This window comes from Streptomyces sp. NPDC044002, from assembly GCF_056434525.1.
This window is the reverse complement of record NZ_JBWKEZ010000004.1, coordinates 97,457-121,923: the sequence shown is the minus strand read 5'-3', so window position 1 is coordinate 121,923 and position 24,467 is coordinate 97,457. Positions and strand designations below refer to the sequence as shown.

Genomic DNA, 24,467 nt, shown 5'->3' with positions numbered 1-24,467 from the left:
GGACCGTGGTCGTGGCCCGGCCGGCGGAGACACCCCTCCCGGATGTGTCAGGAGGTGCCCAGCTCTTTGTCGAGCAGGGCGAACATGTCGTCGGCGGTGGCGCTCTGCAGGCCTTCGCCGGTGCTCTCGTCCGGGGTGGCGTCGGTGCCGCCCACGGTCCACAGCAGGGCTTCGAGGCGCTGCTTGAGCTTGGTGCGGGTGTCGCTGTCGGGCTCGGCGGCGGCGAGCGCGCCTTCGAGGCGGTCGAGTTCGTCGAGGACCGAGCCGACGGGTGCCGTCGACTCCGGCAGCAGGGCGCCGCGGAGGTGCCCGGCGAGGGCCGCCGGGTTGGGGTAGTCGAAGACGATGGTGGCGGGGAGCTTGAGGCCGGTGGCGGCGCCGAGCCGGTCGCGCAGTTCGACGGCGGTCAGCGAGTCGAAGCCGAGGCCTTTGAAGGCGCGGCCGGGTTCGATGGCGTCGGCCGAGTCGTGGCCGAGGACGCCGGCCACCTTCTCGCGCACCAGGTCGAGGAGGATCGTCTCGCGCTCGGCGGGGCTGGCCGCGGTGAGCGTCTCGACGAGCCGGGCCGCGGCCCCGCCGGCGGCCGTGTCCGCCGGGGCGGGTTCGTCGGATGCCTTGAGGGCGGCGCGGGCCTCGGGGACGCCCTGGATGAGCGGGCTGGGGCGGCCGGAGGTGAAGCCGCGGGCGAAGCGCTCCCATTCGACGTCGGCGACGGCTCGGAACACCTCGTCGTGCTCCACGGCCTGGACCATCGCGTTCAGGGCGAGTTCGGGGTCCATCTCGATGACGCCGCGGCGGCGCATGTACTCCTCGACGCCTTCGCCCTCCATCATGCCGCCGCCGCCCCAGGCGCCCCAGGCGAGGGAGGTCGCGGTGAGGCCGCGGGCGCGGCGCTGCTGGGCGAACGCGTCGAGCCAGGCGTTGCCGGGGGCGTAGCCGCCGTGCCGGCCGCTGCCCCAGACGCCGGAGTTCGAGGAGAACAGGACGAACGCGTCGAGCGCGGTGTCACCGAGGAGCTCGTCCAGGTGGCGGGCGCCGTCGATCTTGCCCTCGTTGATCTTCCGGTATTCGTCGGTGGTCATCTCGTCGACGAGGGTCGACTGGACGATCCCGACGGCGTGGACGACGGCGGTCAGGGGCCGGTCGGCGGGGATCGCGTCGAGGACCGCCTTGAGCTGGTCGCGGTCGGAGACGTCGCAGGCGGGGATGGTGACGTCGGCGCCCAGTGCCCGGATCTCGGCGGCGAGTTCGGCCGCTCCGGGGGCGTCGGCGCCGCGCCGGCTGGTGAGGACGAGGTGGGCGGCGCCGGTGGCGGCGAGGCGGCGGGCGACGCGCGCGCCGACGCCTCCGGTGCCGCCGGTGACCAGGACGGTCCCGGACGGCTCCCAGCGGCGTACCGGCTCGCGGTCGCCGAGCGGGGCGCGGACCAGGCGGCGGCCGAAGGCTCCGCCGGAGCGGACGGCGACCTGGTCCTCGTCGCCGAGGCCGGTGAGGACCCGGGCGAGCCGGGCCGCGGCCCGCTCGTCCAGGGTGGCCGGCAGGTCGACGAGGCCGCCCCAGGTGCGGGGCTGTTCGAGGCCGACGACCCGGCCGAGGCCCCACAGCTGGGCCTGGACGGGGTCGGCGGGCGCGTCCGCCGGGCCGGTGGCGACGGCGCCGCGGGTGAGCGCCCACAGGGGTGCGGTCACTCCGGCGTCGTTCAGGGCCTGGACGAGGACGAGGGTGCCGGTGGCGACGGCGTCCCGGTCGGCGGCCTCGCCGAGCAGGGAGACCACGCCGGTGAGCGGGGTTCCGGGCAGCAGGGCGGCCCAGGCCGTGCGGTCGGCTCCGGCCGGGTCGAGGGCGATCCGGTCGACGTCGGCGCCGTGCGCGGCGAGCGCGGCGACGGTGGCCGCGGTGCGCTCCGGGTCGGCCGGCCGCAGGGGCTCCACGACGAGCCAGCGTCCGGTGAGCCGGTCGGCGCCGTCCTCGGGCAGCAGGGTCCAGTCGACGTCGTAGCGCCAGGAGTCGACGGTGGAGCGCTCGCGGCGGCCGCGCCGCCAGGTGGCCAGCTCGGGCAGCAGGTCGCGCAGCGGGCGGTCGCCGTCGAGGCCGACGGTCTCGGCGAGGGTGTCCAGGTCGCCGGCTTCGACGGCCGACCAGAACGCGCCCTCGGTCTCCTCGGCCGGGCCCTGCGGGGCGGCGGCTTCGGCGGGGCCGGAGGCCAGCCAGTAGCGCTGCTGCTGGAAGGCGTACGTGGGGAGTTCGACGGTGCGCGCGCCGCGTCCGGCGAGGACGGCGGTCCAGTCGACGTCGACGCCTCGGGTCCAGGCGGTGCCGAGGGAGGTGTAGAAGCGGGCCAGGCCGCCCTCCTCGCGGCGCAGGGTGCCCAGGGCGAGGGCCTCGGTCCCGGCGTCGTCGGCGGTCTCCATGACGCCGTAGACGAGGACGGGGTGGGCGCTGGACTCGACGAACACGCGGTGTCCGGCGGCGAGGAGGGTACGGACGACGGGCTCGAAGGAGACGGGCTGCCGGCAGTTCTCGTACCAGTAGGCGGCGGTGAGCTCGGAGCCGTCGAGGACCTCGCCGGTGACGGTGGAGTAGAGCGGGACGGAGCCGGCGCGCGGCCGGACGAAGGAGAGGAGTTCGATCACCCGGTCCTTGAGGCGGTCGACCTGGGCGCAGTGGGAGGCCACCGTCGAGGGAATGATCTTGGCGCGGACGCCTTCTGCCTCCAGGGCGGCGACCAGCTCCTCCAGCGGAGCCACCTCACCGGCGACGGTGACCGTACCCGGACCGTTGATCCCCGCGATGGACAACGCGTCCCCGTACCGGGCGATCCGCTCCCGGACCGCGTCCGCACCCAGCGACACCGAAGCCACAGCACCCCGGCCCACCAGCTCGTCCGCGAACAGCTGCGAGCGGAGCACGACGACCCTGGCCGCGTCCTCCAGCGACAGCGCACCCGACACGGCCGCAGCCGCGATCTCACCCTGCGAATGACCCACGACCGCGTCGGGCACCACGCCCGCCGCACGCCACAGCTCCGCCAGGGACACCATCACGGCGAACAGGACGGGCTGGAGCACCTCGATCCGGGTCAGACCGTCCCCGTCACCGCGCAGCACCTCCTCCACCGACCAGTCGACATGCGCCTCCACCGCGGCCGCGACCTCGGCGAACCGCGCCGCGAACACCGGCGAGGAGTCCAGCAGTTCGACACCCATCCCGACCCACTGGGAGCCCTGACCGGGGAAGACGAACACCGTCTTGCCCTCGGTGTCGGCGGTGCCGGTGACGGTGCGGCCGGCGGGTGCGCCGTCCGCGAGGGCGGCGAGTCCGGCGAGGGCCTCCTCGCGGCTGCCGAGGACGACGGCGGCCCGGTGTTCCAGGCGGGCCCGGGTGGTGGCCAGGGACAGGGCGACGTCGGAGAGGGACAGGTCGACGTCGGCGGCGAGGTGGTCGTGCAGCCGCCGCGCCTGTGCCTGGAGGGCCCCGGGGTTCTTGCCGGTCAGGGTCCAGGGGACGGTGGCGGCGAGGACCCCGGCGACCGCCGGGCGCGCGGTGTCCTCGGGGGCCCGGTCGTGGTCCGGGGAGGCGGCCTGCGGGGCCTGTTCCAGGATGACGTGGGCGTTGGTGCCGCTGAGGCCGAAGGAGGAGACGCCGACCCGGCGCGGGTGGCCGGTCTCGGGCCAGGTGCGCCGCTCGGTGAGCAGTTCGACGGCCCCGGTGGACCATTCGACGTGCGGGGAGGGCTCGTCGACGTGCAGGGTCCGGGCGAGGACTCCGTGGCGCAGGGCCATCACGGACTTGATGACGCCGGCGATGCCGGAGACGGCCTGGGTGTGGCCGATGTTGGACTTGAGGGAGCCGAGCCACAGCGGCCGGTCCTCCTCGCGGCCCTGGCCGTAGGTGGCCAGCAGGGCGTGCGCCTCGATGGGGTCGCCCAGCTTGGTGCCGGTGCCGTGGGCCTCGACGGCGTCGACGTCCTGCGCGGCGAGCTTGGCGGAGGCCAGGGCCTGGCGGATGACGCGCTGCTGGGCGGGGCCGCTGGGGGCGGTCAGGCCGTTGGAGGCGCCGTCCTGGTTGGTGGCGGAGCCCCGTACGACGGCGAGGACGCGGTGGCCGTTGCGGCGGGCGTCGGAGAGCTTCTCCAGGAGGAGCACGCCGAGGCCCTCGGAGAAGGCGGTGCCGTCGGCCGCGGCCGCGAAGGCCTTGGCCCGGCCGTCGGCGGCGAGTGCCCGCTGGCGTCCGAACTCGACGAACTCGGCGGGGGTCGACATGACGGCGACGCCGCCGGCCAGGGCCATGGAGCACTCGCCCTGGCGCAGGGACTGGGCGGCCAGGTGCAGGGCGACGAGCGAGGAGGAGCAGGCGGTGTCGACGGTGACGGCGGGGCCCTCCAGGCCGAAGGTGTAGGCGACGCGGCCGGAGATGACGCTGTTGGAGAGGCCGGTGCCGAAGTAGCCCTCGACGCCTTCGGGGATCTCGCGCAGTTCGGTGGCGTACCCGGAGGGGACGGCGCCGACGAAGACGCCGGTGCGGGTGCCCTTGAGGGTGGCGGGGTCGACGCCGGCCCGTTCGAAGACCTGCCAGGCGCCTTCCAGGACGAGCCGCTGCTGCGGGTCCATGGCGAGGGCCTCGCGCGGGGAGATGCCGAAGAGTTCGGCGTCGAAGCGGCCCGCGTCGTGCAGGAAGCCGCCCTCCTTGACGTACGTGCGGCCGGGCGTGCCGGGCTCGGGGTCGTAGATGGCGTCCAGGTCCCAGCCGCGGTCGGCGGGGAAGGCGCCGAGGGCGTCGCCCTCGGCGTCGACGAGCCGCCACAGGGCCTCGGGCGAGTCCACGCCGTCGGGGAAGCGGCAGGCCATGCCCACGATCACGACCGGGTCGCCGTCGGCGGCCGGGGCGGTGAGGGGGGCGTCTTCCTCTCCGCGCGGCTCCGTCCCGGCGTCGCCGACGAGGGCGGTGCGCAGCTGACGGGCGAGGGAGGAGGGGGTGGGGTGGTCGAAGACGATGGTCGCGGGCAGCCGGAGTCCGGTGGCGGTGCCGAGCCGGTTGCGCAGTTCGACGGCGGTCAGCGAGTCGAAGCCGAGCTCCTTGAAGGCCCTTTCGGCGCCGACGGCTTCGGCGGTGGAGTGCCCGAGGACGGCGGCCGCGTGGGTGCGGACCAGGTCGAGCAGGGTGCGCAGCTGGTCGTCGGGGCCGAGGGCGGTCAGGCGGCGGGCGAGGGCCGATCCGCCGGCGCCGTCGGCGCTCTCCACGGTGCGGCGGGCGGACACGCGGACCAGGCCGCGGGCGAGCGCGGGCAGGGTGTGGGCGGCGGCCATGGTGCGCAGCGCGTTCTGGTCCAGGCGTACGGGGACCAGCAGGGGTGTGCCGTCGGCCGTGCCCGCGTCGAGGAGGGCGAGGCCCTCGGCCGGGGAGAAGGCGACCATGCCGGAGCGGGCCATGCGGGCCACGTCCTCCTCGGAGAGGTGGCCGGTCATGCCGCTGGCCTCGTCCCACAGGCCCCAGGCGAGGGAGGTGGCGGGCAGGCCCTGGGCGCAGCGGTGCTGGGCGAGGGCGTCGAGGAAGGCGTTGGCGGCGGCGTAGTTGCCCTGGGCGGGGCCGCCGATGACGCCGGCGGCGGAGGAGAACAGGACGAAGGCGGTGAGGTCCAGGTCGCGGGTGAGCTCGTGGAGGAGCGCGGCGGCGTCGGCCTTGGGGCGCAGGACGGCGCCGAGCCGGCCGGCGTCGAGGGAGGCGATGACGCCGTCGTCGAGGACTCCGGCGGTGTGGACGACTCCGCGCAGCGGCCGGTCGGCCGGGATCGCGGCGAGGAGCGCGGTGAGCGCGTCGCGGTCGGCGGCGTCGCAGGCCACGACCTCGGCCGTGCCGCCCAGCTCGGCGATCTCGGCGACGAGTTCGGCCGCGCCGGGGGCGTCGGGGCCGCGCCGGCCGGCGAGCAGCAGGTGGCGGACGCCGTGCGTGGTGACCAGGTGCTTGGCGACGAGCCCGCCGAGGGTGCCGGTGCCGCCGGTGATGAGGACGGTGCCGTCCGGGTCCCAGCCCTGCGGGACGGTGAGCACGATCTTGCCGGTGTGCTTGGCCTGGCTCATGAAGCGGAACGCCTCGGGCGCCCGCCGGATGTCCCAGCTGCGGACGGGCAGCGGCCGGAGCACGCCCGCGTCGAACAGCCGGCCCAGCTCGGTGAGCATTTCGGCGATCCGGTCGGGTCCGGCCTCGGCGAGGTCGAAGGCCCGGTAGGCGGCCCCGGGGTGGTCCCGTCCGACGTCCTGCGGGTCGCGGACGTCGGTCTTGCCCATCTCGACGAAGCGGCCGCCGCGCGGCAGCAGCCGCAGCGAGGCGTCGGTGAGTTCGCCGGCGAGGGAGTTCAGGACGACGTCGACGCCCTCGCCGCCGGTGGCGGCGGCGAAGCGCTCCTCGAAGGAGGCGTCGCGGGAGGAGGCGATGTGGGCGTCGTCGAGTCCGGCCGCGCGCAGCGCGTCCCACTTGCCCTCGCTGGCGGTGGCGAACACCTCGGCGCCCAGGTGGCGGGCGATGCGGACGGCGGCCGATCCGACGCCGCCCGCGGCGGCGTGGACCAGGATCCGTTCGCCGGCCTTCAGGCCTGCCAGGTCGACGAGCGCGTAGTAGGCGGTGAGGAAGGCGGTCGGCGCGGACGCGGCCTCCTCGAAGGTCCAGCCGTCGGGGATCCGGGTGACGACGCGCCGGTCGGCGACCGTGTGCGGGCCGAAGGCGCCGGGGAACGGGCCCATCACCCGGTCGCCGGCGGCGAGTCCGGTGACTCCGGGGCCCACCTCGGTGACGGTGCCGGCGCCCTCGTTGCCCATGGCCGCGTCGCCCGGGTACATGCCGAGCGCGATCATCACGTCGCGGAAGTTCAGGCCGGCGGCGCGGACCGCGACGCGGATCTCGCCCTCGGCGAGCGGCCGGGTCCCGGCGGGCACGAGGGTCAGGTGGTCGAGGGTGCCGCCGGAGGAGGCGAGCTGCCAGCCGTCGGCGTTCCGCGGGGGCGTCAGGGTGCCGCCGGGGGCGGTCCCGCGGACCAGGCGCGGCGAGAGCACCGCCGTGTCGCGTACGGCGGCCTGCGGTTCGCCGGCCCGGTGCGCGGCGGCCACGGCCGCCGGGAGCGCGGCGGCGGCGTCCTCGGCCGCGTCGAGGTCGACGAGGAGCAGCCGGCCGGGGTTCTCGGCCTGCGCGGAGCGGACCAGGCCCCACAGCGGGGCGTGCACCAGGTCGGTGACGTCCTCGCCGGGCCGTACGGAGACGGCGCCGCGGGTGACGACGGCGAGGCGGACGCCCTCCAGCCGCTCGTCGGCGAGCCAGTCCTGGAGGACGGTGAGGATCCGGGCGGTCTCCTCGCGGACCGCGTCGGCGAGGAGGCCGCCCGGGGTGCCGCCGACGGGCAGTACCACGACCTCGGGGGCGGGCAGTCCGGCGGCGACGGCGTCGCCGAGGGTGGCCACGTCGTCGAAGAGCTGCGGGAACGCGCCGAGCCGCTGGAAGGCGGCCTCGACGCCGAGGCGGTCCTCGCCGAGCAGGCACCAGTCGTGCGGGGCGGCGTCCTGCGGGAGGCCGTCCGTGTCCACGGCCGTCCAGTCCAGCCGGAACAGGGAGTCGTCGGTGGCCGGCCCGGCGTCCAGGGCTGCGGCGGTGACGGCCCGGGACACCAGGGCGCCGACGGTGGCGACGGGACGGCCCGTGGCGTCGGCGATCTCCAGGCCGACGCCGTCCTCCCCGGCCGGGGAGATCCGCACGCGCAGCGCGGTCGCGCCGACGGCGTGCAGGGTGACCCCGTTCCAGGAGAACGGCAGGCGTACGCCTTCGGCCTCGCCGCGGGCGGCCGGCACCAGGCCGGCGTGCAGGGCGGCGTCGAGGAGGGCGGGGTGGAGGCCGAACCGGGCGGCGTCGTCGTGCTGCTCGTGGGCGAGGGCGACCTCGGCGTAGATCTCCTCGCCGCCGTTCTGCTTCCACGCGGCGGTCAGGCCCCGGAAGGCGGGCCCGTACTGGTAGCCGGAGCCGGAGAGGGCCTCGTAGAAGCCGTCGAGGTCGACGGGCTCGGCGCCGGGCGGCGGCCAGGCGGCGAGGTCGAAGCCCGGTTCGCGGCGGGCGGCGAGCAGCAGGCCGGTGGCGTGGCGGGTCCACGGGGTGCCCTCGGGGGCGTCCTCGGGGAGGGAGTGCAGGGACACGGGCCTGCGGCCGTCGGCCTCGGGGCCGCCGACGACGAGCTGGAGGCGGGCCGCGCCCTCGGGGGGCAGGACGAGCGGGGCTTCCAGGGTCAGTTCGTCGAGGGTGTCGCAGCCGACCTCGTCGCCGGCGCGGACGACGAGTTCGACGAACGCGGTGCCGGGGAGGATGACGGTGCCGTTCACGGCGTGGTCGGCGAGCCAGGGGTGGGTGCGCAGCGAGAGGCGCCCGGTCAGGACGGCCTGGTCCCCGTCGGCGAGGCGGACGGTCGCGCCGAGGAGGGGGTGGTCGGCGGCGCCGAGACCGGCGGCGGACACGTCCCCGGAACCGGTGTCGGCGACCTCCAGCCAGTAGTGCTCGCGTTGGAAGGCGTACGTGGGCAGCTCGACGCGTCCGGCGTCCCGGCCGGCGTGGACGGTCTGCCAGTCGACGGGGGCGCCGTGGGTCCAGGCCTGGGCGAGGGAGGCCAGGAAGCGCTGCGGCCCGCCCTCCTCGCGGCGCAGGGTGCCCTGGGTGACGGCCGGGGAGCCGGCGGCTTCGATGGTCTCCTGGACGCCGATGGTCAGCACCGGGTGGGCGCTGGACTCCACGAACAGGCCGTGGCCGCGCTCCAGCAGGGCGCTGACGGCGTCCTGGAAGCGGACGGTCTGGCGGAGGTTGGTGTACCAGTACTCGGCGTCCAGCTCCGTGCCGTCGACGAATCCGGCGGTGACGGTGGAGAAGAACGGGACCTCGGCCGTGCGCGGCTCGATCCCGGCCAGCAGGCCGATGACCTCGTCGCGGATCGACTCGACCTGGGGACCGTGCGAGGCGTAGTCCACATTGATGCGGCGGGCCCGGACCCCGTCGGCCTCGCAGGCCGCCATCAGCTCGTCCAGAGCCTCCGGATCACCCGAGACGACCGTCGACTGCGGGCCGTTGACGGAGGCGAGGGCGAGCCGGTCGCCCCAGGCGGAGATGCGTTCCGCCACAGCGGTGGCGGTGTCGGCGACGGACACCATGCCGCCCTTGCCGGCCAGCGCGAGCAGCGCCTTGGCGCGCAGCGCCGACACCTTGGCGGCGTCCTGGAGCGACAGGGCACCCGCAACGGCCGCGGCCGCGATCTCCCCCTGCGAGTGCCCGACGACGGCCGCCGGGACGACACCCGCCGCACGCCACAGCTCGGCGAGGGACACCATCACGGCCCACAGCGCCGGCTGGACCACGTCGACGCGGTCGAAGCCGGGCGCCCCGTCTTGCTGCCGGAGCACCTCCAGCAGCGACCAGTCCGTGTGCGGGGCCAGGGCCTCGGCGCACGCGTCCAGACGGGCCGCGAACACCGGCGAGGAGTCGTACAGCTCCACCGCCATGCCCGCCCACTGCGAGCCCTGCCCGGGGAAGACGAAGACGGGCCGGTCGGCGCCCTTGACGACGGAGCCGTCCACGACGCCCGTCGCCGGGAGCCCGGCGGCCAGGGCGTCCAGGCCGGTCAGGAAGCCGTCGCGGTCGGCGGCCAGGACGACGCCGCGCCGTTCCAGCGCAGCGCGGGTCGTGGTCAGGGCCGCCGCCACCGCGGCCGGTTCGACGGTGGTGCCGGACTCCGCGTGGGCGCGCAGCCGGGCCGCCTGCCCGTGCAGGGCTTCGGTGGTCTTGCCGGACAGCGTCCACGGGATCAGGCCGCCGGTGACGACGGTCGCGGCGGGCGCCTCGGGGGCGGTGTCCTCGGCGGTGTCCTCGGCCGCGTCCTGGGCGAGGTGCTGCTCCAGGATGACGTGGGCGTTGGTGCCGCTGATGCCGAACGAGGAGACGGCGGCGCGGCGCGGGCGGCCGTCGACGGTCCAGTCGGCGGGCTCGGTGAGCAGTTCCACCGCGCCGGAGGTCCAGTCGATGTGCGGGGACGGCTCGCTGGCGTGGAGGGTCTTGGGGAGGACGCCGTTGCGCATCGCCATGACCATCTTGATGACGCCGGCGATGCCCGAAGCGGCCTGGGTGTGGCCGATGTTGGACTTCACGGAGCCCAGCCGCAGCGGTGCGGAGTCCGCGGGCCGCTGGCCGTAGGTCGCCAGCAGCGCCCCGGCCTCGATCGGGTCGCCGAGGGCGGTGCCGGTGCCGTGCGCCTCGACGACGTCGACGTCGAGGGCGGTCAGCCGGGCGTTGGAGAGGGCCTGCTTGATGACGCGCTGCTGGGAGGGGCCGTTGGGGGCGGTCATGCCGTTGGAGGCGCCGTCCTGGTTGGTCGCCGAACCCCGGACGACGGCCAGGACCTCGTGGCCGTTGCGCACGGCGTCGGAGAGCCGTTCGACGAGCAGGATGCCGGCGCCCTCGGCGAGCGCCATGCCGTCGGCGCCCGCGGAGAAGGCCTTGCAGCGGCCGTCGGCGGCCATGCCGCGCTGCTCGCTGTAGCCGATGAACTCCAGCGGGGTGGACATGACGGTGACGCCGCCGACGAGGGCCATGGAGCACTCGTCGGCGCGCAGCGCCTGCGCGGCCATGTGCAGGGCGACGAGTCCCGAGGAGCAGGCGGTGTCGACGGAGACGGCCGGGCCCTCCAGGCCGAAGGTGTAGGCGACGCGGCCGGAGACGACGCTCGCCGCGCTGCCGGTGGTCAGGTGGCCCTCGTAGCCCTCGGGGATGGAGGGCAGGGACCAGCAGTAGTCGAGGTTGTAGCAGCCGACGAAGGTGCCGGTGCGGCTTCCCTTCACGGAGTGCGGGTCGATCCCGGCCCGTTCGAAGGCCTCCCAGGCGGCTTCCATGACGAGGCGCTGCTGCGGGTCCATCGCGAGGGCCTCGCGCGGCGATATGCCGAACACGCCCGGGTCGAACGCGCCGGCCTCGTAGAGGAATCCGCCTTCCTTCACGTAGGTGCGGCCGGAGCGTTCGGGGTCCGGGTCGTAGATCGCGTCGAGGTCCCAGCCGCGGTCCTCGGGGAAGGGGCCGATGGCGTCGCCGCCGTCCGACACCAGGCGCCACAGGTCCTCCGGCGACGCGACGCCGCCGGGGAAGCGGCAGGCCATGCCGACGATCGCGATCGGCTCGTGCCCGGCGTCCTCGACCTCGCGCAGCCGCTGCTTGGTCTCGTGGAGATCGGCGGTGACCCACTTGAGGTAATCGCGGAGCGTCTCTTCGTTCGTCGCCATGGGGACCTCTTTGAACCTCTCGGATAGAGCTGGAATTCGTGGGGGAATCCGGATGACCGACCGGCCGGAGGACGCCCTTACTCCGGGCGGCCGAATTCCTTGCGGATGAATGCGAATATCTCTTCGTCGGACGCCGCGTCGAGCTTTCCGCTGACGGATTCGGCGTCCGCGGCGGCCTGTGCGTCCTTCCAGCGGGAGAGCAGTGCCTCCAGGCGGCGGGTGAGGTTCTTGCTCTCCTCCTGGCCGGGTGCCAGCGACAGCAGGTCGGACTCGATGCGGTCGAGGTCGCCGTGCACGGATTCCGCGGTGGCCTCTTCGCGCCGGGCGGCGCCGCCGTCCAGGAGCAGGCCGCGCAGGTAGCCGGCGAGGGCGCCGGGGGTGGGGTAGTCGAAGACCATCGTGGCGGGCAGGGTGAGGCCGGTGGCGGCGTTCAGCCCGTTGCGCAGGCCGACGGCCGTCAGCGAGTCGAAGCCGAGGTCCTTGAAGGCGCGGGCGGCGTCGACCGCGCCGGACGAGGCGTGGCCGAGGACGGCGGCGGCGTGGCCGCACACCAGGTCGGTGAGGACGCGGTCCTGTTCCTCGCCGGACAGTTCGGCGAGCTTGTGGCGCAGCGCGTCGGCCGCTCCGGTGTCCCCGGCTGCCTCGTCGCCGCCGTGGCCGGCCCGGTCGAGGATCCGGCGGGCCTGCGGGACGTCCTCGGTGAGGCGTCCCGTGCGGGCGGAGGTGAACAGGGGCAGGAAGCGGTCCCAGTCGACGTCGGCGACGGCCACGGCCGTCTCGTCGTGGCCGAGGACCTGCCGCAGGGCGTGGAGGGCCGCCGCGGGGTCGAGGAGCGGCAGGCCGCGCTGTGCGGAGCGTTCGTGGAGTTCGCGCGCCTCGTCGGGGTGGGCTTCGGCGTCGAACAGGTCCCACACGCCCCAGCCGACGGCGGTGGCGGGCAGGTCGCGGGCGCGGCGCTGCTGGGCGAGGGCGTCCAGGTGGGCGTTGGCCGCGGCGAACGCGGCGTGCTCGCCGCCGCCCCAGTAGGAGGTGACGGAGGAGAACAGGACGAACGCGTCCAGGGCGGGGCCGTCGGTGCCGAACACCTCGTCGAGGGCCCGGGCGGAGGTGACCTTCGCGGCGAGGGCCTCGTCGAGGTGGCGGGCGGTGGTGGCGGCGAGGGGGGTGAGTTCGACGTGCGCGGCGGCGTGGACGACGGTGCGGACGGGCCGTCCCGCCTGCTCGGCGCGGGCGGTCAGCGCGGCGAGCGCCGCCGGGTCGGCGCCGTCCCACTCCTCCAGGGTGACCTCGGTGCCGTCGGCGGTGAGTTCGCCGGCGAGGGCTTCGAGGGCGGGAGTGAGTTCCGCGGGGGTGGCCGTGAGCAGGAGGTGGCCGGCGCCCGCGGCGGCGAGGCGGCGGGCCGCCTCGGCTCCCAGGGGGCCCGCGGCGCCGGTGAGCAGGGTGGTGCCGGACGGCTGCCAGTCGCGGGCGGGTGCGCCGTCGGGCAGGGCGGCCCGGACGAGGCGGCGTACGTAGGTGCCCGCGGTGCGGATCGCGATCTGGTCCTCGCCGTCCCGGCCCGCGAGGATTCCGGCGAGGCGGGCCGCGGCGGCCTCGTCGAGGTCGGCGGGGAGGTCGACGAGGCCGCCCCAGCCGCGCGGCCGTTCCAGTGCGGCCACGAGGCCGAGGCCCCAGACCTGTGCCTGTACGGCGCTGCGCGGAGCGTTCTCGGGGCCGGCGGCGACGGCTCCGCGGGTGAGGGCCCACAGGGGGGCCTCGATGCCGGCGTCGTCGAGCGCCTGGGTGGCGACGAGGGTGCCGAGGAGGCCGGCGTCCTCGTTGGTCGAGAGCAGGGAGAGGACTCCGGTGAACGGCTCGTGGTCGTCCTGGAGGGTGCGCAGGGCCCCGGCCCACGCGTCGCGGTCGGCCCGGGCGGGGTCGAGGGTGAGGAGGTGGGCGCGGGCGCCGTGGGTGGTGAGCAGCTCCGCGAAGGGCCCGGCGGGGGTGCCGTCGGGGATGCCTGCGGGGGCCAGCAGCAGCCAGTCGCCGTGGAGGCGGGCGGGTGCGGCGTCGGGCAGGTGCTTCCAGGTGATGCGGTAGCGGCGGGCGTCGAGCGCGCTCGCCTCGCGGCGGTCGCGGCGCCAGGCGGACAGGGCGGGCAGCAGTTCCCGGAGCGGCCCGGTGTCCTGGAGGGCGAGGGTGTCGGCGAGGGCGGTGACGTCGGCGCTCTCGACGGAGTTCCAGAAGCCGGCCTCGGCCTCGTCCACGACGGGGGTGCGGTCGGCTGCCGGGGCGGCCTCCAGCCAGTAGGTGCGTCGCTGGAAGGCGTACGTGGGCAGGTCGGCGGGTGCGTCCGGGGTGTCGCAGACGGCCTGCCAGTCGACGGGGGCGCCGTGGGTCCAGGCCTCGGCGAGGGAGGCCAGGAACCGCTGGGCGCCGCCTTCGTCACGGCGCAGGGTGCCCTGGGTGACGGCCGGGGAGCCGGCGGCTTCGATGGTCTCCTGGACGCCGATGGTCAGCACCGGGTGGGCGCTCGACTCCACGAACAGGCCGTGGCCGCGCTCCAGCAGGGCACTGACGGCGTCCTGGAAGCGGACGGTCTGGCGGAGGTTGGTGTACCAGTACTCGGCGTCCAGCTCGGAGCCGTCGGCCCACTCCCCGGTCACGGTGGAGAAGAACGGCACCTCGGCCGTACGCGGCTCGATCCCGGCCAGGAGGCCGATGACCTCGTCGCGGATCGACTCCACCTGCGGGCCGTGCGAGGCGTAGTCCACGTTGATGCGACGCGCCCGGACGCCGTCGGCCTCGCAGGCCGCCATCAGCTCGTCCAGCGCTTCCGGATCACCCGAAACCACCGTCGACTGCGGACCGTTCACCGAGGCGAGGGCCAGGCGCTCGCCCCAGGCGGAGATACGTTCCGCCACCGCGTCGGCGACGTCCGCGACCGACACCATGCCGCCCTTGCCGGCCAGGGCCACGATGGCGCGGGCCCGCAGCGCGGACACCTTGGCCGCGTCCTCCAGCGACAGGGCGCCGGACACCGCCGCGGCGGCGATCTCACCCTGCGAGTGCCCGACGACCGCCGCCGGAACGACACCGGCGGCCCGCCACAGCTCGGCCAGCGACACCATCACCGCCCACAGGGCCGGCTGGACCACGTCCACCCGGTCGAAGCCGGGCGCGCCGTCCTCCTGCCGCAGCACGTCCAGCAGCGACCAGTCCGTGTGCGGGGCCAGGGCCTCGGCGCACGCGTCCAGACGGGCCGCGAACACCGGCGAGGCCTCGTACAGCTCCACCGCCATGCCCGCCCACTGCGAGCCCTGCCCGGGGAAGACGAACACCGGGCGGTCTGCGCCCGTCACCACGGCTCCGTCCACGACGTCCGCCGCCGGGAGCCCGGCGGCCAGCGCGTCCAGGCCGGCCCGCGAGCCCGCCGGGACGACGCCGCGCCGCTCCAGCCCGGCCCGGGTCGTGGCCAGGGCGAGGCCGATGGCCGACTCGGAGACGGTGGTGGCGGCTTCGTCGGCGAAGGCGCGCAGCCGGGCCGCCTGGCCGCGCAGGCCCTCGGCGGTGCGGCCGGAGAGCACCCAGGGCAGGGTGGCGGCGGGGAGGACCGGTTCGGGCGACCGCGGGGCGGGTTCGGCGTCCGCGTCCTGGCCGGCGTACTGGACGATGACGTGGGCGTTGGTGCCGCTGGCGCCGAAGGAGGAGACGGCCGCGGTGCGGGGGCCCTCCGTGGCGGGCCAGGGCCGCTCCTCGGTGAGGAGCTCGACGGCGCCGGAGGACCAGTCGACCTCGGGCGTGGGCCCGTCGATGTGCAGGCTGCGGGGCAGCACCCCGTCGCGTACGGACATCACGGCCTTGATGACGCCCGCGACGCCGGCGGCGGCCGCCGAGTGGCCGATGTTGGACTTGATGGAGCCCAGGTGCAGGGGGCGTCCCTCGGGGCGGCTGCGGCCGTAGGTGGCGAGGAGGGCCTGGGCCTCGATGGGGTCGCCGAGGGTGGTGCCGGTGCCGTGCGCCTCGACGAGGTCGACCTCGTGGGGCGAGAGCCGGGCGTTGGCGAGGGCCTCCTCGATGACCCGCTGCTGGGAGGGGCCGTTGGGGGCGGTCAGGCCGTTGGAGGCGCCGTCCTGGTTGACGGCGGAGCCGCGGACGACGGCGAGGACCTTGTGGCCGTTGCGGCGGGCGTCCGACAGCTTCTCCAGCAGCAGGACGCCGACGCCCTCCGACCAGCCGGTGCCGTCGGCGGCGGCCGCGAACGGCTTGCAGCGGCCGTCGGGGGAGAGTCCGCGCTGGCGGCTGAACTCGACGTACACCTCGGGCGTCGACATGATCTGCGCGCCGCCCGCGAGGGCGAGCGCGCACTCGCCCTGGCGCAGGGACTGCACGGCCAGGTGGATGGCGACGAGGGAGGAGGAGCACATGGTGTCGACGGAGACGGCCGGGCCCTCCAGCCCGAAGGCGTACGACAGGCGCCCGGAGGACACGGCGGTGGCGATGCCGGTCATCAGGTGGCCCTCGACGTTCTCGGCGGCCCCTTCCCGGTCGCTGCCGTAGCCGGTGTAGGTGGTGCCGACGTAGACGCCGGTCCGGCTGCCGGCGACCGCCGTCGGGTCGACGGACGCCCGCTCGAAGGCCTCCCAGGCGGTCTCCAGCAGCAGCCGCTGCTGGGGGTCCATGGCGAGGGCCTCGCGGGGGGAGATGCCGAAGAAGTCGGCGTCGAAGTCGCCCGCGTCGTGGACGAAGCCGCCCTCGCGGACGTACGTGGTGCCGAGGTGGTCGGGGTCGGGGTCGTAGAGGGCGTCGAGGTCCCAGCCGCGGTTGGCGGGGAAGCCGGAGACGGCGTCGCGGCCGTCGCGGACGAGCCGCCACAGGTCCTCGGGCGAGCGGACGCCGCCCGGGTAGCGGCAGGCCATGCCGACGACGGCGATGGGCTCGGGCTCGTCCGCCTCGACCTCGCGCAGCCGCTGCCGGGTCTGCTTCAGCTCGGCGGTCACCCACCTGAGGTGATCGAGCAGCTTCTGTTCGTTGTCCATCTGGCGGGAGCTCCTTGGATGACGTTCCGGCACGGGCTACGACTTGCCGAGCTCTTCGTTGATGAACGCGAAGATCTCTTCGGCCGAGGCGGACGCCAGTTCGTCGTGGGCGTCGGCTTCTTCGGCCTTCTCCGGGTGGGTGCCGCCCCATTTGGTGAGCAGCACCTGGAGCCGGCCTGCGATGCGGTGGCGGGCCCCGTCGTCCGGGGTGAGCCGGGTGAGGGCCGCGTCGATGCGGTCGAGGTCGGCGAGGACGGACCGGTCCGTCTCGACGTCGCCGTCCTGCAGGTGTTCGCGCAGGTGCTGGGCGAGCGCGGCGGGGGTGGGGTGGTCGAAGAGGAGGGTGGCGGACAGCTTGAGGCCGGTGTCGGCCGCGAGGCGGTTGCGGAGTTCGACGGCGCTGAGCGAGTCGAAGCCCAGGTCCTTGAAGGGCCGTGCCTCCTGGACCCCGTCGGCGGTGCGGTGGCCGAGGACCGCGGCGGCGTGTCCGCGGACCAGTTCGACGAGGATGTGCTGCTGTTCGGCGGGCGCGGCGGCGGCGAGGCGCTGCCGGAGGGCGGCGGCCGAGGCGGCGGCCCCCTGCCCGGTGCCCGGCTCGTCGTCCGCCAGCGCCGCCTGTACGTCGGCCAGTTCGCCGATCAGCGCGCTGTGGCGCATGGCCGTGTAGGTGGGGGCGAACAGCGCCCAGTCGACGTCGGCGACGCCGACGCAGGTCTCGTCGAGGTCGAGGGCCTGCTGGAGGGCGGCGATGGCGGTGCCGGGGGCGATGCCGATCACGCCGCGGCGGCGCAGGTGTTCGTCGATGTCCTCGGAGGCCGCCATGCCGGCTTCGGCCCAGGGGCCCCAGGCGACGGCGGTGGCGGGCAGGCCGTGGGCGCGGCGGCGTTCGGCGAGGGCGTCGAGGTGGGCGTTGGCGGCCGCGTAGGCGGCCTGGCCGCCGCTGCCCCACATGCCGGCGCTGGACGCGAAGACGACGAACGCAGACAGGTCGAGGCCGCGGGTGAGTTCGTCGAGCAGGTCGGCGGCGACGGCCTTGGGGCGCAGGACGTGGGCGAGGTGTTCGGCGGTGACCTCGTCCATGAAGCCGTTGTCGGAGACGCCCGCGGCGTGGACGACGGCGGTCAGCGGCCGGTCGGCCGGTACGGAGGCCAGCAGGGCGGTGAGCTGGTCGCGGTCGGCGACGTCGCAGGCGGCGAGGGTGACCTCGGTGCCCGACGCGCGCAGGGCGGCGGCGAGTTCGGTGGCGCCGGGGGCGTCCGCGCCGCGCCGGCTGGTCAGCAGCAGGTGGTCGGCGCCGCCCTCGGCGAGCCAGCCGGCGAGCCGGCTGCCGAGGGCGCCGGTGCCGCCGGTGACGAGGACGGTTCCGGTGGGCCGCCAGGGTGCGGAGTCCGGGCGGGCTGCGGGGGCGGGGGCGCGGCGCAGCCGGCGTACCTGGACGCCGGCGCCGCGGACGGCGAGCTGGTCCTCGCCGGCGGGTGCGGCGAGGACGGCGGCGAGGCGGGCGGCGGCCCGCTCGTCGAGGTCGCCGGGGACGTCGACGAGGCCGCCCCAGCGGTCGGGGTATTCGAGGGCGGCGACCCGGCCGAGGGCCCACACCTGGGCCTGGGCGCCGGTGGGGTCGTCCGCCGGGTCGGAGGGGCCGGTGGAGACGGCGCCGCTGGTCAGGTTCCACAGCGGGGCGCCGGTGCCGGCGTCCCCGAGGGCCTGCGCCAGGGCGGCGGTCGCGGCGAGCGCGGCGCTGACCCCGGGCTGGGCGGTGTGCGGGCGGGTGTCGAGCGGGAGGAGGGAGAGCACGCCGGCGGGCTCCGGGCCGGTGCCGTTGGCGGTGCGCAGCCGGGCGGCCCAGTCGGCGCGGTCGGCGGTGGTGGCGTCGAGGTGCAGGACGGTGGTGGTGGCTCCGGCGGCGGTGAGCGCGGCGGCGGCCCGGTCGGCGAGCGGCCCGGCGGGGTCCGTGCCCTCGGGTACGACGAGCAGCCAGTGTCCGTCGGGGCGGGCGGCGGCCGGGTCGGGGGCGGGCTTCCAGGTGATGCGGTAGCGCCAGGAGTCGATGGTGTGCTGCTCGCGGCGGGCGCGCCGCCAGGTGGACAGGGCGGGCAGGACGCCGCGCAGCTGCTCCTCGTCGGGGAGGCGCAGGGTTCCGGTGAGGGCCTGGAGGTCCTCACGTTCGACGGCCGCCCAGAACTCGGTGTCGACCTCGTCCTGCGCGGTGGGCGCGCCGGATCCGGCGGGGGCGGCGTCGAGCCAGTAGCGGCCGTGCTGGAAGGCGTACGTGGGGAGGTCGACCCGGCAGGCGGGCCGGTCGGCGAGCGGCGGTGTCCAGTCGACGGGGAGGCCGCGGGTCCAGGCCTCGGCGAGGGCGCCGAGGAAGGCCTCCGGCTCGGGGCGGTCCTTGCGCAGGACGGGGGTGAGCAGTCCGGAGAAGTCGTCCGGGAGGGACTCCCCCGCCATGGCGGCGAGGACGCCCTGCGGGCCGAGTTCGAGGTAGTGGGTGACGCCCTGGGCGGCGAGGTGCCGGACGCCGTCGGCGAAGCGGACGGCGGCGCGGACGTGCTCGACCCAGTAGCCGGCGGTGAACTCGGTGATCTGCTCGCCGGTGACGTTGGAGACCACCGGAATGACGGGAGCGGAGTGGGTGAGGGTCTCGGCGACCTCGCGGAACGCGTCGAGCATCGGCTCCATCAGCGGCGAGTGGAAGGCGTGGGAGACGGTCAGGCGCTTGGTCTTGCGGCCCTGTTCGGCCAGCTTCGCGGCGACGTCGAGGACGGCGTCCTCGGCGCCCGAGATCACCACGGACTCGGGGCCGTTGACCGCCGCGACGTCCGCGTCGGCGGGCAGCAGCGGGCGGACGTCGTCCTCGGCGGCCCGTACGGAGACCATCGCGCCGCCCTCCGGCAGCGCACCCATCAGCGCGCCGCGGGCGGTCACCAGGCGGGCCGCGTCGGCGAGGGACAGGACCCCGGCGACGTGCGCGGCGGCGATCTCGCCGATCGAGTGGCCGGCGACGAAGTCCGGGCGGATGCCGTAGGACTCCAGTACGCGGAAGAGCGCGACTTCGACGGCGAACAGCGCGGGCTGGGTGTGCTCGGTGCGGTGGACCTCGTCCCCGCCGCCGAAGACGATGTCCTTCAGCGGGAGGTCGAAGTGGGCGCAGACCTCGTCGAAGGCGTCGGCGAACACCGGCTGGGCGTCGTACAGTTCCCGGCCCATGCCCGCGCGCTGCGCGCCCTGCCCGGAGAACAGGAACGCGGTGCGGGCGCCCGCGACGGCCTCGCCGCGGAAGGTGCCGGGCGCCGAGGCGCCGGCCGCGAGGGCGTCGAGGCCCTCCAGGTAGCCCTCGTGGCTGTCGGCGAGGACCACGGCGCGGCTCTCCAGCTGGGCGCGCCAGGCCAGCAGGGCGGAGGCGGTGCTCGCGGTGTCCAGTTCGGGGCGGGCGGCGGTCAGGTCCCGCAGGCGGCGCGCCTGTTCGGTGAGGGCGTCGGGGGTGCGTGCGGAGACCAGCCAGGGCAGCAGCTCCGCGGGCGCGGGCTCGGCGGCGGGTGCGGGCTCCTGCGCCGGCTCCTCCTGCGGGCCCTCCTCGATGATCACGTGGGCGTTGGTGCCGCTGACGCCGAACGAGGAGACGCCGGCCCGGCGCGGGCGGCCGGTGTCGGGCCAGTCCACGGCCCGGGTGAGCAGTTCCACAGCACCGGCCGACCAGTCCACGTGCGGGGTGGCCTCGTCGGCGTGCAGGGTCCTGGGCAGTACGCCGTGGCGCATGGCCATGACCATCTTCATGACGCCGGCGACGCCGGCGGCGGCCGAGGTGTGGCCGATGTTCGACTTGATCGAGCCGAGCAGCAGCGGCCGGTCCCCGGGCCGGTCCTGGCCGTAGGTGGCCAGCAGGGCCTGGGCCTCGATGGGGTCGCCGAGGGCGGTGCCGGTGCCGTGCGCCTCGACGGCGTCGACGTCCTGCGCCGTCAGGCGGGCGTTGGCGAGGGCCTGGCGGATGACGCGCTGCTGGGAGGGCCCGTTGGGGGCCATGAGGCCGTTGCTGGCGCCGTCCTGGTTGGTGGCCGTACCGCGGACGACGGCGAGGACGCGGTGTCCGTTGCGGCGGGCGTCGGAGAGCTTCTCCAGGAGGAGGACGCCTGCGCCCTCGGACCAGGCGGTGCCGTCGGCGTCGGCGGAGAACGCCTTGCAGCGGCCGTCGGCGGCCAGGCCGCGCTGGCGGCTGAACTCCACGAACAGGTCGGGTGTCGGCATGACGGTGACGCCCGCGGCCAGCGCCATGGTGCACTCGCCGGCCCGGAGGGACTGGGCGGCCAGGTGCAGGGCGACGAGGGAGGAGGAGCAGGCGGTGTCGACGGTGACGGCCGGGCCCTCCAGCCCGAAGGTGTAGGCGATGCGGCCGGAGATGACGCTGGTCAGGTTGCCGGTGAGGGAGTAGCCCTCGACGCCTTCGCCGCCCATCTGCTGGAGCCCGCCGAAGTAGCCGGGCTGGGTGGCGCCGGCGAAGACGCCGACGGGGGTGGACTTCACGCTGGTCGGGTCGATGCCGGCCCGCTCGAAGGCCTCCCAGGAGGCCTCCAGCAGCAGCCGCTGCTGCGGGTCCATGGCGACGGCCTCGCGCGGGGAGATCCCGAAGAAGGCCGGGTCGAAGTCGGCGGCGTCGTGGAGGAACCCGCCCTCGCGGACGTAGCTGGTGCCGGGGTGGTCGGGGTCCGGGTGGTAGAGGGCCTCCAGGTCCCAGCCGCGGTCGACGGGGAAGGGGCTGATGACGTCGGCGCCGGTGTCGACGAGCTGCCACAGGTCCTCGGGCGAGCGGACCCCGCCGGGGTAGCGGCAGGCCATGGCGACGATGGCGATCGGCTCGTCGTGCGCGGCCGCGCCCGCGAGGTGGCCGGTGACGGCGGCGGTGTGCTCGCCGAGCACTTCGGCCCGGACGTGGGCGGCGACGGCGGCGGGGGTGGGGTGGTCGTAGGCGAAGGCGGTGGGCAGCCGCAGGCCGGTGGCGTTGTTGAGCCGGTTGCGCAGGTTGACGGCGGCCAGCGAGTCGAAGCCGAGCTCCTTGAAGGCCCGCTGCGGGTCGATGGCGGCCGGCCCGTCGTGGCCGAGCACGGCGGCGGCGTGGGCGCGTACGAGGTCCAGGACGGTACGGAGCTGCTCCGCCTCGGGGAGGTCGCGGAGCTTCTCGCGCAGCGCCGATCCGGCGGCCTCGTCGGCCTCCGCGTCGGGCGCGGAGTGCAGGGCCGCGAGGGCGGTGCGGGTCTCGGGGGCGCGGCGGCGGCGCAGCCAGGAGGCCATGTCGGGGAGGGCTTCGCGCAGCGGCTTGTCGCCGTCGATGTCGAGGGTGGCGATGAGGGTGTCGACGTCCTCCTCGTCGACGGCCTGCCAGAACCGCTCCTCGGCCGTGTCGCGGGGGGTGCCGGTTTCGGGGGTCAGCCAGTAGTGGCGGTGCTGGAAGGCGTACGTGGGCAGTTCGACGGAGGTCGCCGGGGTGGCGGGGGCGAGGAGGGGCGTCCAGTCGACGGGGAGGCCGCGGGTCCAGGCCTCGGCGAGGGCGCCGAGGAACGCCTCCGGCTCGGGGCGGCGCTTGTCGAGGGCGGTGGTGACCAGGCCGTCGAAGTCCTCGGGGAGGCTCTCCCGGGCCATCGCGGTGAGCACCCCGGCGGGACCGAGTTCCAGGAAGTGTCCGACGCCGCGTCCGGCGAGGTGGGCGACGCCGTCGCCGAAGCGGACGGCGGCGCGGACGTGCTCGACCCAGTAGTCGGCCGTGAACTCGGTGATCTGCCCGCCGGTGACGTTGGAGACGACCGGGACGGAGGGCGCGGAGTGGGTGAGGGTGCCTGCGACCTCGCGGAACGCCTCCAGCATCGGCTCCATGAGGGGCGAGTGGAAGGCGTGCGAGACCGTCAGGCGCTTGGTCTTGCGGCCCTGCTCGGCCAGCTGCGCGGCCACCGCCAGGACGGCCTGCTCGGCGCCGGAAATGACCACGGACTGCGGGCCGTTCACCGCAGCGATGTCGACATCGGCCGACAGGAGCGGACGGACCTCCTCCTCCGTGGCGCGGACCGAGACCATCGCCCCGCCCTCGGGCAGGGCACCCATCAGCGCGCCACGGGCCGCGACCAGACGGGCCGCGTCGGCCAGCGAGAGGACGCCTGCCACGTGCGCGGCGGCGATCTCACCGATCGAATGCCCGGCCACGAAGTCCGGACGCAGACCGAACGACTCCGCCAGCCGGTACAACGCCACCTCGACCGCGAACAGCGCCGGCTGGGTGAACTCCGTCCGGTGGACCTCCTCCCCTCCCCCGAAGACGATCTCCTTCAGCGGCAGGTCGAAGTGTCCGCACACCTCGTCGAAGGCCGCGGCGAACACCGGCTGGGCCTCGTACAGCCCACGGCCCATGCCCGGACGCTGCGCGCCCTGGCCGGAGAAGAGGAAGGCCAGCTTCGCCGGGCGTGCCGTGCCCTCGGACAGGGAGCCGTCCGGGGTGCCGTCCGCGAGGGCGCGCAGGCCGGAGCGGAAGCCGTCGGTGTCCCCGGCGAGGACCACCGCGCGGTGCTCCAGCGCGGAGCGGGTCGTCACGAGCGCTGCCGCGACGTCCGCCGCCGGGAGGGCGGTGTCGAGGCCGAGGAGGCGTTCGGCCTGGCCGCGCAGGGCCTGCGTGCTGTGCGCCGAGAGCACCCACGGCAGGAGCCCGGTGGTGGCCGGGGCGGGCCGCTGTTCCTCCGGTGCGCCGGCGGGCGCCTGCTCGACGATCACGTGGGCGTTGGTGCCGCTGATGCCGAACGAGGAGACGCCGGCCCGGCGCGGACGGTCGGTCTCGGGCCAGTCCACGGACTCCGTCAGGAGTTCCACGGCGCCGGCCGACCAGTCGACCTGGGGGGTGGGCTCGTCAACGTGGAGGGTGCGCGGCAGCACGCCCTCCCGCATGGCCATGACCATCTTGATGATGCCCGCGACACCGGCCGCGGCGGCCGTGTGGCCGATGTTGGACTTGACGGAGCCGAGCAGCAGCGGCCGGTCCCCGGGCCGGTCCTGGCCGTAGGTGGCCAGCAGGGCCTGGGCCTCGATGGGGTCGCCGAGGGCCGTGCCGGTGCCGTGCGCCTCGACCGCGTCCACGTCCTGCGGGGCGAGACGGGCGTTGGCGAGGGCCTGGCGGATGACGCGCTGCTGGGAGGGCCCGTTGGGGGCGGTGAGGCCGCTGCTGGCGCCGTCCTGGTTGACGGCGGAGCCGCGGACGACGGCGAGGACGCGGTGGCCGTTGCGGCGGGCGTCGGAGAGCTTCTCCAGGAGGAGGACGCCGACGCCCTCGCCCCAGATGGTGCCGTCGGCGGTGGAGGAGAACGCCTTGCAGCGGCCGTCGGCGGCCAGGCCGCGCTGGCGGCTGAACTCCTGGAACAGCCACGGGTTGGGCATGACGGTGACGCCGCCGGCGATCGCCATGGAGCACTCGTCGGCGCGCAGGGCCTGGGCGGCCTGGTGGACGGCGACGAGGGAGGAGGAGCAGGCCGTGTCGACGGTGATGGCCGGGCCCTCCAGCCCGAAGGTGTAGGCGACGCGGCCGGAGATGACGCTGTTGACGTTGCCGGTGAGGGTGTAGCCCTCGACCTCGCGGTGCGGGGTGCCGGTGCCGCCGCCCAGGTAGCCGGGGTTCCCGGCGCCGACGAAGACGCCGGTACGGCTGCCCTTGAGGGTGGCGGGGTCGATCCCGGCGCGTTCGAAGACCTCCCAGGAGGATTCGAGGAAGAGCCGCTGCTGGGGGTCCATGGCGAGGGCCTCGCGCGGCGGGATCCCGAAGAAGCCCGCGTCGAACCCGGCTGCGTCGTGGACGAACCCGCCCTCGCGGACGTAGCTGGCGCCGTGGGCGTCCGGGTCCGGGTCGTAGAGGGCGTCGAGGTCCCAGCCGCGGTCGGTGGGGAAGGCGACGATGCCGTCGCCGCCTTCCGCCACCAGCCGCCACAGGTCCTCCGGCGAACCGACGTCCCCCGGGTAGCGGCAGGCCATGGCGACGATGGCGATCGGCTCCTGCTCCTTCGCCTCCGCGGCCTGCAGACGCTTGCGGGTCTGCTGGAGGTCGGCGGTGACGAGTTTCAGGTAGTCGCGGAGCTTGTCTTCGTTACTGCTGGCCATCGTGGCAGTGCCTCCGGTGGGACGGTCAGGACGGGGCCCGTACAGG

Annotated in this window: 2 protein-coding genes and 1 pseudogene; all 3 read right to left on the bottom strand. The window is 75.5% G+C overall.

Going from position 1 to position 24,467, the window contains the following annotated elements; all coding sequences use genetic code 11:
• Positions 1-47 precede the first annotated feature (47 nt).
• On the bottom strand, positions 48-11,285 hold the full coding sequence (locus tag AC07A6_RS04645) for a type I polyketide synthase (protein WP_478776062.1): 11,238 nt from the start codon (positions 11,283-11,285) through the stop codon (positions 48-50).
• Between the two features lie 77 nt (positions 11,286-11,362).
• Positions 11,363-16,303 (bottom strand): type I polyketide synthase, encoded by a 4,941-nt coding sequence (locus tag AC07A6_RS04640; RefSeq protein WP_478776061.1) that lies wholly within the window; start codon positions 16,301-16,303, stop codon positions 11,363-11,365.
• A 36-nt stretch (positions 16,304-16,339) separates the two neighbouring features.
• Positions 16,340-24,382, bottom strand: a pseudogene (locus AC07A6_RS04635) (type I polyketide synthase); the annotation flags it as partial.
• Between the last annotated feature and the right edge of the window lie 85 nt (positions 24,383-24,467).

What these genes read in the sequence shown, in the direction of transcription:
- AC07A6_RS04640 (WP_478776061.1), bottom strand. Translation starts at nt 16,303, where the DNA reads ATGGACAACGAACAGAAGCTGCTCGATCACCTCAGGTGGGTGACCGCC.
- AC07A6_RS04645 (WP_478776062.1), bottom strand. Translation starts at nt 11,285, where the DNA reads ATGGCGACGAACGAAGAGACGCTCCGCGATTACCTCAAGTGGGTCACC.